General features: G+C 47.3%; 11 protein-coding genes and 1 pseudogene. 9 read left to right on the plus strand and 3 right to left on the minus strand.

The window, feature by feature from the left end:
• Positions 1–32 precede the first annotated feature (32 nt).
• Positions 33–695 (minus strand): isochorismatase family cysteine hydrolase, encoded by a 663-nt coding sequence (locus H6F57_RS01000; protein WP_190625458.1) that lies wholly within the window; start codon positions 693–695, stop codon positions 33–35.
• A 163-nt stretch (positions 696–858) separates the two neighbouring features.
• On the opposite strand from H6F57_RS01000, the gene nthA reads away from it, so the two are divergent.
• From nthA to H6F57_RS01040, 8 genes are all read left to right on the plus strand, one after another.
• Positions 859–1476: a nitrile hydratase subunit alpha gene (gene nthA / locus H6F57_RS01005; RefSeq protein WP_190625459.1), complete on the plus strand. Its 618-nt coding sequence runs from the start codon at positions 859–861 to the stop codon at positions 1474–1476.
• 11 nt (positions 1477–1487) lie between these two features.
• Positions 1488–1793, plus strand: coding sequence for an SH3-like domain-containing protein (locus tag H6F57_RS27860; protein WP_190625460.1), 306 nt, complete (start codon positions 1488–1490; stop codon positions 1791–1793).
• Positions 1794–1798: 5 nt separating this feature from the next.
• Complete coding sequence (locus tag H6F57_RS27865; protein ID WP_190625461.1) at positions 1799–2167, plus strand: SH3-like domain-containing protein; 369 nt, start codon at positions 1799–1801, stop codon at positions 2165–2167.
• A gap of 5 nt (positions 2168–2172) precedes the next feature.
• Positions 2173–2511: a nitrile hydratase accessory protein gene (locus H6F57_RS01020; protein WP_190625462.1), complete on the plus strand. Its 339-nt coding sequence runs from the start codon at positions 2173–2175 to the stop codon at positions 2509–2511.
• 361 nt (positions 2512–2872) lie between these two features.
• Positions 2873–3679, plus strand: coding sequence for an ABC transporter ATP-binding protein (locus H6F57_RS01025; RefSeq protein WP_190625463.1), 807 nt, complete (start codon positions 2873–2875; stop codon positions 3677–3679).
• 20 nt (positions 3680–3699) lie between these two features.
• Entirely contained in the window at positions 3700–4464 is a 765-nt protein-coding gene (locus tag H6F57_RS01030) for an ABC transporter permease (RefSeq protein WP_190625464.1), read from the plus strand.
• Positions 4465–4469: 5 nt separating this feature from the next.
• The gene (locus tag H6F57_RS01035) at positions 4470–5507 is read left to right on the plus strand and encodes an ABC transporter substrate-binding protein (RefSeq protein ID WP_190625465.1); all 1038 of its coding nucleotides are present in this window, start codon (positions 4470–4472) and stop codon (positions 5505–5507) included.
• Between the two features lie 51 nt (positions 5508–5558).
• Positions 5559–7190 (plus strand): carbon-nitrogen hydrolase family protein, encoded by a 1632-nt coding sequence (locus H6F57_RS01040; RefSeq protein ID WP_206753706.1) that lies wholly within the window; start codon positions 5559–5561, stop codon positions 7188–7190.
• A 169-nt stretch (positions 7191–7359) separates the two neighbouring features.
• Here the strand turns inward: H6F57_RS01040 and H6F57_RS01045 are convergent.
• Together H6F57_RS01045 and H6F57_RS01050 are read right to left on the minus strand one after the other, a co-directional pair.
• Positions 7360–7602: pseudogene (locus H6F57_RS01045) on the minus strand (transposase); the annotation flags it as partial.
• A 225-nt stretch (positions 7603–7827) separates the two neighbouring features.
• The gene (locus tag H6F57_RS01050) at positions 7828–8409 is read right to left on the minus strand and encodes a hypothetical protein (protein ID WP_190625467.1); all 582 of its coding nucleotides are present in this window, start codon (positions 8407–8409) and stop codon (positions 7828–7830) included.
• Between the two features lie 469 nt (positions 8410–8878).
• Between H6F57_RS01050 and H6F57_RS01055 the strand changes: the two genes are divergently transcribed.
• The gene (locus tag H6F57_RS01055; protein WP_206754730.1) at positions 8879–9841 is read left to right on the plus strand and encodes an HNH endonuclease; all 963 of its coding nucleotides are present in this window, start codon (positions 8879–8881) and stop codon (positions 9839–9841) included.
• Positions 9842–10136: the final 295 nt, after the last annotated feature.

The following is a 10136-nucleotide window of genomic DNA, read 5'->3' on the forward strand; positions in this document are numbered from 1 at the left end:
TTAGCCTCTATCATTTCGATGTAAGGAGAAAGTTAGACATGGTAAAGCATGGAGGACTGAGCAACCCAACCTAATACACCGCCTTCGGATTGCAGGATGTGAATCGTGGCGTCATGATCGGCGCGATCGAACGCAGCGCAGCAGTCATCTAACAACAGGCAGTCATAGCCCAAATCGCTGGCATGGCGATAGGTTGCCAGCACACAGCATTGAGTTGTGACCCCCGTGATGAGAAGGTGAGTGATGTTTTGGCTGCGGAGCTTATGGTCAAGTTGAGTGTTGACAAAACAAGAATGGGCCGGTTTATCTAGCTGTATTTCATGGGGGAGAGGCTTCAATTCGTCGATAATTTCAACCCCTTTTTCTCCCTGAACTAGAAACCGGCCCATTTTGCCGGGCTCACCAATCGGGGAACCGGCATTGGTATATCGCTTTTGTTTACTGGAGGTTAAGTCAGATAAATCAGGAGAATGGCTTTCGCGGGTAAAAACGACCGTCAGCCCCATTTTTCGAGACCAGTCAAGCAAAACCTGAATTGACGGAATAATAGCCCTGACTGACTCTAGGCTAAGACTTAGTTGACTGCTATTGAATCCGTCGGGGTGGCAAAAATCATTTTGCATATCAATAATGAGCAGAGCTGTATGCTCTAATGGGAGCTCAAATGGATGGGTGTAGGTGTTGATTATCGCCATAAAATGTTTTAGAAGATTGATTGTTTTAGCCTATAGTATTACTCTAGATTTTGTCACTTAGTCGATGGCATTTGTCAATAATTTCTGAGTTTCAAATAGCAATTTTATATACAATCACTGTCCAGCCATTCCAGCATTGATGCTCGCTACTTTTTACTAAGCCATGGCCCATACTCACCGCCCAGAGTCCGAGATTGCCCTCCGCGTCAAAGCAATTGAGTCACTGCTCGTTGAAAAAGGCATCGTTGATCCGACGACTCTGGATACCATCATCGAGGCCTATGAACACCAAATTGGCCCCCACAACGGAGCCCGGATTGTGGCGAAAGCCTGGGTTGACGCCGACTATAAGCAGCGGTTGCTGGCCGATGGCACGAGCGCGATCGCCGAACTTGGGTTAACGGGGTTCTCCAGCGAGCACATGGTCGTGGTGGAAAATACCCCTCAAGTCCACAATCTGATTGTTTGCACACTCTGTTCCTGCTATCCCTGGGCCATTTTAGGCTTGCCGCCCACCTGGTATAAGTCCTTTGCCTACCGAGCGCGGGCCGTGATCGAACCGCGCAAAGTGCTACAGGAATTTGGGCTGGCCATTCCTGATGAGGTTGAAATTCGAGTGTGGGACAGCAACGCCGATTTGCGATATTTAGTTCTGCCAGAGCGACCGCAGGGCACCGAGGGCCTGTCCGAAGCGGCGCTGGCTGGTTTAGTGACCCGTAACGCCATGATTGGCACGGCCAAGGTTCAGCCCTCCGAACCACCTTCCACCCTTGCCGCTTAGGAGGATTTACGATGAACGGTCCCCACGATATGGGTGGTATGCACGGCATGGGGCCTATCCCTATCGAGCCAGATGAACCCGTCTTCCATTCCAAATGGGAAGCCAAAGTTTTTGCCATGAGCTTTGCCACCTTCTGCAACTTTTTCCCGGTGGATGAAACCCGCCATGCTTCAGAGCGGATGCCACCGGGAGACTATCTCAGTTCGGCCTATTACGAGCGCTGGCTGTATGCCCTGGAACTCTTGATCACCGAGCACAACCTGGTCACCCCCGCAGAAATTGAGCAACGTATCGCTGAGTTGGCACAAGGAGAGTAATCACGATGGCCATCGAAACCAGCAATGAGTGTATGACAGTCGCCCAGGCTCAGTACCTACTTCAGAATGGCGTTGACTGCCGTGATGTCAGTGACGATCCGCCTCGATTTCAAGCCGGGGACAGGGTTCGCGCAAAAGTCATGCACCCCATCACCTACACTCGCCTACCCCGCTATGTACGGGGAAAGATGGGCACCATCGCCAAGGTGAATGGGGTCTACGTTTTTCCGGACACGGTGGGGCAGCGTTTGGCAACAAAACCGCAGTACATATACAGCGTGCGCTTTGCCGCTCAAGAACTTTGGGGGCCAGATGCCTCCCCCAAAGATTCCCTCTATATCGACCTGTTTGACGACCATTTAGATGCGACCTGAATCCTATGCAACATCCTCAAAATCCACCGCCCATTCAATCCGGCTCTGGCATGCCAAATACAGATCAAGAACGCGTGTTTAATGCACCTTGGGAAGCCAAGGCCTTCGCCATTGTGAATCAGTTGGCCACGCTTGAGCACTGTACTTGGCCGGAATGGACCCAGTATTTGTCATCCGTGATCACCGCCACCGAAAACGATGCCTCTGACTCCGTGCCTTATTACGAACAGTGGGTCATGGCCTGTGAAAAACTGCTAGCGGACAAAGGCTTACTGGACGCTCAGGCGATCGACCAAAAAATGCACGAGTTAGTCGCAGAAAAGGAAGCAGAACATCGACATTAACGCCAAAGTCTGTAGAAGCCCTTAAAGGCCCCAAATTGTAGTTTTGCTAGTTTAGAGCCAAATCGCTAATGTGTACCAGACGATAAAATCCTCGGGCAGCTTGGTTTTGAGAATGTGGAAGAGGCACTTTTCCCCTTCACTGGACTTAGAGGGAATGCTTTCGGGGACGGTGAGAGCCATAAATGTTGTGATGGGCCCTTGTTCTTAGTTATCCCCAAAATAGTTCAAGGACTTTCAATCAGGGAAGAAAAGCAGAGAAAATGTATCTGAGACAACAATACTGACGTAGGGTGACTGATAACTTGCACAAAGATACAAAAAGAAGAATTGTTGTCACCAAGTTGTTCTGTCTTTTCTGAACATGCATTTAGATTTAGTAGGCGCTTCAGAAAATCAGCAGGGAGAAAAATCGCTTTGCACAGGTATTGAAGTAAGAAATTTAACCAAAAAATTTCACAAAGAAATCCTGTACCAAAACTTCAACCTAAGTATACCTGGTGGCCAATTCACATCAATTTTCGGGCCTAATGGTTGTGGAAAGTCAACGCTTATTAGCATGATCTCTGGGCTTATCCCATTTGATAGCGGGGAAGTCTATTTTGGTGGGAAATCACTTGCAGAATCAAAAATTGGATACGTATTCCAAAACTATAGGGATGCTCTTTTTCCTTGGCTGAGAGCAAGCGACAACATTACATATCCATTGTCCAGGGCAGGGCTATCAAAAGTACAGCGCAAATTAAAATTAGAGGAGTTAATACAGCAATTCGGAGTAAAGTTTGACCTAAAACGCTATCCCTATGAGTTGTCAGGCGGTCAGCAGCAGCTTGTTTCAATTATGAGGGCACTAGCGACAAGTCCAGAGGTCTTATTCCTTGACGAGCCGTTTTCAGCCCTGGATTATGAAGCCACGCTATCCATAATTGAAAAGTTACAAGAGGTATTCATATCCTCTGGTGTCACTATGGTAATGATTTCACATAACTTAGAGGAAGCCATTTATCTCTCTAACAATATTGTCCTCCTGACGAAAAGAACCACCCATGTAGCCGAGATAATCTCATTTGATATCAGTCATCCACGCACTGTGAAGACACTTTCTGACCCTCGATTTATTGACACTAAAGCTTACAGCCTAGATATCTTTAGGAGGGAGGTAAACAAGTGATATTCAAGATTAGCTCTAAGATGACCAATGAAGCTCTAGCGTCTTTCTTAATTGCTAATGTTGGCACTCTAATAGTCATCATCGCTTGGTGGATAGTAGCATCCCTAGAATTAATAAATCCTGTACTCCTACCAACTCCCATAGAAACTTTCAAGTCGCTCTTTGTTAGCTTGTTCCGTGGGGATCTAATTAAAGACTTCTGGCTTACACTTTATCGAAGCCTTTATGCCTTCGCGATTGCTGTAGTTGCGGGGGTTCCCATTGGCATCCTATTAGGATCAAACGAGAGGGTATATCGCTCTTTTGAGTTCCTGATCGATTTCTTCCGCTCTACTCCAGCGACAGCAATGTTTCCCCTATTTTTGGTTGTCTTTGGTATTGGAGACTTCTCTAAAATTGCTGTAGCGGCTTTCGCAGGAGCTTTAGTCGTATTTTTCAACGTAGCTTATGGTGTTATGAACACGAAGAAAACTCGTGTTATGGCAGCAAAAGCAATGGGAATCCCTTCTTGGAGGATTTTTGTTGATGTAACGTTTTTTGAAACTTTACCTCAAACATTTATAGGATTAAGAACATCAATTTCACTAACCCTTGTTGTTATTATTGTTGCCGAGATGTTTATTGGCTCTACTCACGGCATGGGACAGCGCATTATTGACTCACAACAAGTTTTTGATATGCCCCAAATGTATGCCTCTATTATCGCTACAGGGGTTATGGGATATGCCTTAAATCAGATTTTTCTGATCATTGAGGATAAGTTTGTTCATTGGAAGGGAAGATAATTACCATGACTGACCTGAATCGCCGCAAATTTGTTAAGTATGGTGCCCTCGCCTTAGGAACAGGTGCTTTGGCTGCTTGCAATAATGGCACCCAAGGAAATTCTAGTCAGGGTTCCCCTCAGGTAATCGTTAAAAAAGAGAAGGTGGTTGCTTCTTGGTTGCCAATTATGCAGACAACTGCATACTATGTAGCCTTAGAAGAAGGACTATTTGAGCAAGCTGGTATTGAAGTTGAGTCTGCAAAATTTGAGAATCCAAACCAGATCATTGATTCTCTAGTATCTGGTCGTGCTGACTTTGGCCCGCCTGGAGCTGCAGCTGGAATTACAGTCTTAGCTGAGGCTAAAGCGCCCGGAACGTTCAGAGTCTTCGGACTTCAAGGAGGCGGTATTAAGAGCGGGTTCACAAATGATGGGTTAATCGTCAAGCCTGACTCTTCTATTCAGTCACTCAAAGATCTTGAAGGTAAAAAAGTAGGAACTATCCCAGGGGTTCAGTGGGAAACTATCCTCAAGCATCTATTGAAGCAGAATGGGCTAGAACCAGGCACCAACGTAACTATTGAGCAAATGGCCGTAGGATTACACCTACCATCCGTTGTATCGGGGGCTGTAGATGCTACCCTTTCGCTTGAACCTGTAGGGTCAATTGCAGAAGCCACAAAGCAGGCTAAAATTGCGATGGTAAACCCCGTTTCTGAATTTATCTCTGACCCCTTCTACTCAGGGGCAGCAGTTCTAACATCAAAGTTTATTACTGACCACCCTGAAACAGCCAAAAAAGTAGTTCAGATTATTGATGAAGCTACGAAAATGGCAAATGAGAACTTTGATAAGTATCGTCCTATCATTTCTAAGTACACGGCTTTAGAACCAGACCAAGCAGAGTATGTTGCCCAGCCTCGTCTAAGAGGATTTAACGATTTAGACGCTGAAGACGTAACGTCCTATCAGAAGTTTATCGACGTGTTCTTGTCTGAAGGTGTGCTTGATCAAGAAATGAGCGCTCAAAAGATGATGCTTGGCAAGGAAGAACTAGCATAGATATCATAAGGTCACCTAAAAATGGCAAGACGAAAGTTTAGAGCAGCTGTTGTGCAAACCTTAGCTGCTCTGGGGGATTTGGATTTCAATATCAATCTTCTGGATAAATACGCTCAGGAAGCGGCTCGGCAGGGTGCTGAACTGGTTGTCTTCCCTGAGTGCATGAATACAGGATACTTGTTCGATTCTCAGCAGCACTGCTCTGAGCTGGCCGAGACAATTACTGGAAAATATGTCGAGGCAATGGCTGACCTTTGCCGCAAGCATGGCTTGTTTATAGCTAGTGGCTTTACTGAGAAAGACGAAGTTAATGAAAAAATCTTTAACAGTGGATTGCTCCTAGACAAGACAGGCAAGTTAATCCTTCATTACCAAAAACAGTTTTTGGCTACCCACGACCAAAATTGGTTTGAATGCGGGGTCAAAGGTTCTCCTGTTGTTGATACAGAATTGGGCCGCATTGGTTTGCTCATTTGTTTTGATGGTCGCATACCTGAGATTGCTAGATGTCTGGCATTACAGGGAGCCGACATCATTCTAGATATGGCAAACTTCTTTGCGATGGATCAAGCAGAGATGTGGGTACCAGCCCGAGCTTTTGAAAATGAATCTTGGATTATTGCAGCCACTAAAGCTGGGGTAGAACGCAGCATCTACTATCCTGGTGGCAGTATGATTGTGGCTCCTACTGGTCAGGTAGCCGCGAAAATCCCCTACGATACCCATGGTGTTGTATCCGCTGATATTATTTTCTCAGAAGAACCTAAAACTAAGTTAGGCAATCGCCGTCCCGATATTTATCAAAGACTGCTGACTCCTTTTGAGGAGACCCCAGTCGCTGCCTTCCTCAAGCAGCCACTCATTCCTGAAGAGGAAACGACTAAAGTAGCAGCTGTTCAATGTCATAGGACTGATGAGCCTAACAGTTTGGATGCTGCTTTCGAGATGGTTAGCCATGCAGCTAAGTTGGAAGTTAAGCTTTTGGCCTTACCGTTACACTTTGGCTCCCCGATGTGGAATCTTAACCACCAAGAAGCAGAAGATGCGGCTAAGGATACAGAGGTTCATATCAACCGGGCTGGAGAAATCGCGAGAGATTATGGTTGTGCAATCGTTCTTCCCGTTATTGAGAAAATAGGCGATATTCTTTCTTCTTCAGCAACTTTGATTGGCCCAGAAGGCCATGTAATCGGTCGCTATCGACAAACTCATCTAAGCCCATCTATGCAGGCTTGGGCTAAGGCGGGTGATGAGCTGCCGGTCTTTGAGACTCCATTTGGCCGCATTGGCATCATTTTGGGTGATGATGGTCTTTATCCTGAAAGCACACGTATTCTTGCATTGAATGGAGCCGATATTATTGTTTGGTGCAGCGCTTGGGTACAACCTTCAGAAAGGGAATTACTAGCTGTTCCTAAAGCTGAAGATAATCGTGTTTATTTAGTTTGTGTAAATAGAACAGACTGTCCTTATCCAGGGGGATCTTTTGTTGTTCCTCCAAACGGCTTTCCCCACTGGGATGTAAACATCTCGGCTCCACGAACGACTAGACACGGAGCGGTCATGCCAACCTATGCTAATTTGGCACTATCTCGGCAAAAAAGGATGATTCCTAATGTTGATATGCTGCGAAATCGTCTGATTGAAACCTATGGCCCTTTGGTAAACACTTCTATTAAGTAAGTTTCCACGGTTTCCCCCAACCGTCACCTCAGCGGCGGCCATCTTTCCTTCTAAAGACTTCAGTATTGTGTGGGTAGACTCCTAATGCAACTGGTTCAGTGTTGCGATCGCCCCACTCACTGCCCTAGGTGGCGTCCTGCATCTGAGTCACATCGATTGTGTCATCTACTCAGTATCTATCTTTGAACGCGACTCCTTCAATCACATCGGCGAGGTGTTTGAAGCTTCGAATTCTGAGCCAGCTCTTCTGAGCGCTTTCGACCAACTTGAACACCAGTGCCAGGATGGTGTCCTTGGAGACACAGCCTCGGGTTTTGTCGGTTCTGAGTCGCACGGTGGCAAACGTCGATTCAATCGGATTGGTGGTACGAATATGCGCCCAGTACTCAGCGGGGAAATGGAAGAAGGACAGCCTACTACCGCTGCATCTTAGATGCCGCTGCCATCCATGCCGCCCTGCTAGAGTCTGCCTTTGATCTCTACCGGCTAGAACTCTACAAAGCACTGCGCTGGCCCCTCCCACTACCCCCGCCGAAGAGCTGAAACAAGGCAGAAAACTCACTGCCTACCTCTAGCGCAGGTCTGAAAGCACTACCTAGCAGTTTGCCCAACCCGAAAAATGATGCCCACACACCTATCAAAATACTTTTGAAGTCCGTATCTGCATTAGCCACCTCTCAGTTCCCCTTCGCGTTGGAGTGCCTTTTGCCGTAAAACCCCAGATATCCCGCTTGTGTTGAGGGCCGTAGCTGATGTGGATAGGACGATCGTGCCCGTAAAAATACAGCGAGTCAAACGGCAGCCGCTGGGCCACAATACAATCCACCAGGGCATCGCTGGGCAGGTCGAGAATGCGGAAATCACAGGCTGCCCCGAGGCGATCGCAGTAGTACCGCCCATTCCGATTCACCTCGTGGGCCATGTGTTGATCTAGGCTGGGGGTGGCGATACCGTGCTTCTTTCCTGTCGCTGGGTCTTTCTTCGCCAGCCATCGCTTCAGATCCGCTGAGCAAAAGCCGTAGGTAAGCAGAAAGCGGTCGTGCCCAAACTCATCAATTACCGGATCAACAACACATCGGCATAGGGCTTCCAAGGCAGGAAGCGTTTCGTCAGGGTTACTAGGGTATGGGTCGATGTAGTCGGCATCTTTGCGGTAAGTCCGAGTGCAGGTACAGAACTCCTTTAGCGTTAGATATTGCCCCAGAAGCTGCGTAGCCATTAAACAGTTGCCTCCCCGACCTGGTTCTTTAGCTCCAAAGCTAAAGTGACAATGCTTCAACTACCTATGGCCTAGGAAAGAGTTGAACCTTGAGAACCTTGACATATAAGGTTTTCAAGAATTGTTTAACCGTTTTTTCAAACAATCTGATTGGATTTTTCCGATTACAACGGAAATTGTTATACCTTTTTATTTTCCCTACCTTAGAGTACAACGGTACAACAAGCGTTTCACGCCTTGAAATTGTTCAACCGTATTTTTAGTCGACAGCAGGTGACTAAGACCGGTCGCCTGCTGGCGCACCAGGGGGCCGTCTCGGTGAGTCGCTGGTTTCCTGGACAGTTGGCGGAAGTAAAGGAAATTTCATTGACCAATGAATTTCGAGACCGCTGGGCTACCTTAGAGAAGCCTAGGCTATGTATATGAATAGCCTTAAGTAAGCTTAGCGCTAGATGCCCCCTCTAGCTAAATGATGCTGAAAGACCTGAAATACTACGCCAAAAAGTTTGCGAAGCTGAACGTCAACAAACATCGAGAGCGAGGGGCTGCTCCCCATAAGCCTGTGCTCTTGATTTCAGTAATTGAATTGATTGAGCAAGGCAAGATTCGACTGAATCAGGTACCGCTATCGCCAGAGCTAATTTCGACGTTTCTCAAGTATTGGCGCAGCCTGGTAAAAACGGATCACCGCTCTGATATCTCACTACCATTTGTGCATTTGACGGGGGATACGTTTTGGCACCTAACGTTTTACCCTGACAGCGAAACAGCAACACCGACGGGGTTGGGCCGCAAGGGCGTTACGGCTGTTAGACGCATTGTTCAATACGCGTCTTTTGATCCTGAGTTGTTTTCCATCTTGCAAGACCCAGGGCAGCGAGTGATTTTGCTGCGGGTGCTGATTGATAGCTGGTTTTCGGGGCGATCGTCGGAGATTGAACAGCTATCATTAATCGATGAGTTTGAGTCTGTGAAAACCCAGCTTCTGCGAGAAGGCGGAGCGACTTACAACGTCGAAGACCTTAGAGATGAGGAAAACATTGTTGTTAGGAATGGGGCGTTTCGCAAGATTGTGGTGTCGCTCTACGACCAGCGCTGCGCGTTTTGCGGGTTGAGAATTATCAGCGCTGATGGGCAAAACATTGTAGACGGTGCCCATATCAAACCGTTTTCTGAGTTTAGGGATGATCGTTTTATCAATGGGCTGGCGCTCTGCAAGAACCACCACTGGGCGTTTGACCACGGCTGGTTTGGGGTGGATGACGACTACCGAATTGTGATTCCACCGGAGCGGTTTACGGAAGAGCCTGTGGTGGAGAGCAGAGAGATGGTGGCGTTTGGAGGAGAGGCGATCGGGCTGCCGAGAGAAAGGGAGTTTAGGCCAAGTTTGGAGGGGTTGAGGTGGCATCGAGAGAGGTGGGAGATGGAATAAAAGTTACTGTTCTCCAAGTGCTTTTATCCCAAAGCCAAAAGCCCCCATCTCAGCCCTCATCGGTTCTCATTAGTGGCTAAAGTCTACTCCATAGCTGCTGACGCTTATTCCTCAAGCCTAAGACATAAATAAACCAGATTAATGCCTGCTCCTTAGCCGCTAAGCAGTTCTGCTTAAGCGTAATCCCTCTTTAGTCACTATTGACGAAGTAAACTAAAGCTAAAAAGTATGGAAGAGGGCTGTATCTATGGTGACACCTCGACTTGCTGTCCGTACCGTGGGCTTCGTTGATGAG

Source organism: Leptolyngbya sp. FACHB-60 (genome assembly GCF_014695775.1).
GTDB lineage: Bacteria > Cyanobacteriota > Cyanobacteriia > Phormidesmidales > Phormidesmidaceae > Nodosilinea.

Bases quoted from the DNA above. Each gene is read 5' to 3' on its own strand.
- H6F57_RS01050 (WP_190625467.1), bottom strand. From the start codon at position 8,409: ATGGCTACGCAGCTTCTGGGGCAATATCTAACGCTAAAGGAGTTCTGT.
- H6F57_RS27860 (WP_190625460.1), top strand. From the start codon at position 1,488: ATGAACGGTCCCCACGATATGGGTGGTATGCACGGCATGGGGCCTATC.
- H6F57_RS01025 (WP_190625463.1), top strand. From the start codon at position 2,873: ATGCATTTAGATTTAGTAGGCGCTTCAGAAAATCAGCAGGGAGAAAAA.
- H6F57_RS01030 (WP_190625464.1), top strand. From the start codon at position 3,700: ATGACCAATGAAGCTCTAGCGTCTTTCTTAATTGCTAATGTTGGCACT.
- H6F57_RS01020 (WP_190625462.1), top strand. From the start codon at position 2,173: ATGCAACATCCTCAAAATCCACCGCCCATTCAATCCGGCTCTGGCATG.
- H6F57_RS01035 (WP_190625465.1), top strand. From the start codon at position 4,470: ATGACTGACCTGAATCGCCGCAAATTTGTTAAGTATGGTGCCCTCGCC.
- H6F57_RS27865 (WP_190625461.1), top strand. From the start codon at position 1,799: ATGGCCATCGAAACCAGCAATGAGTGTATGACAGTCGCCCAGGCTCAG.
- H6F57_RS01000 (WP_190625458.1), bottom strand. From the start codon at position 695: ATGGCGATAATCAACACCTACACCCATCCATTTGAGCTCCCATTAGAG.
- H6F57_RS01055 (WP_206754730.1), top strand. From the start codon at position 8,879: ATGATGCTGAAAGACCTGAAATACTACGCCAAAAAGTTTGCGAAGCTG.
- nthA (WP_190625459.1), top strand. From the start codon at position 859: ATGGCCCATACTCACCGCCCAGAGTCCGAGATTGCCCTCCGCGTCAAA.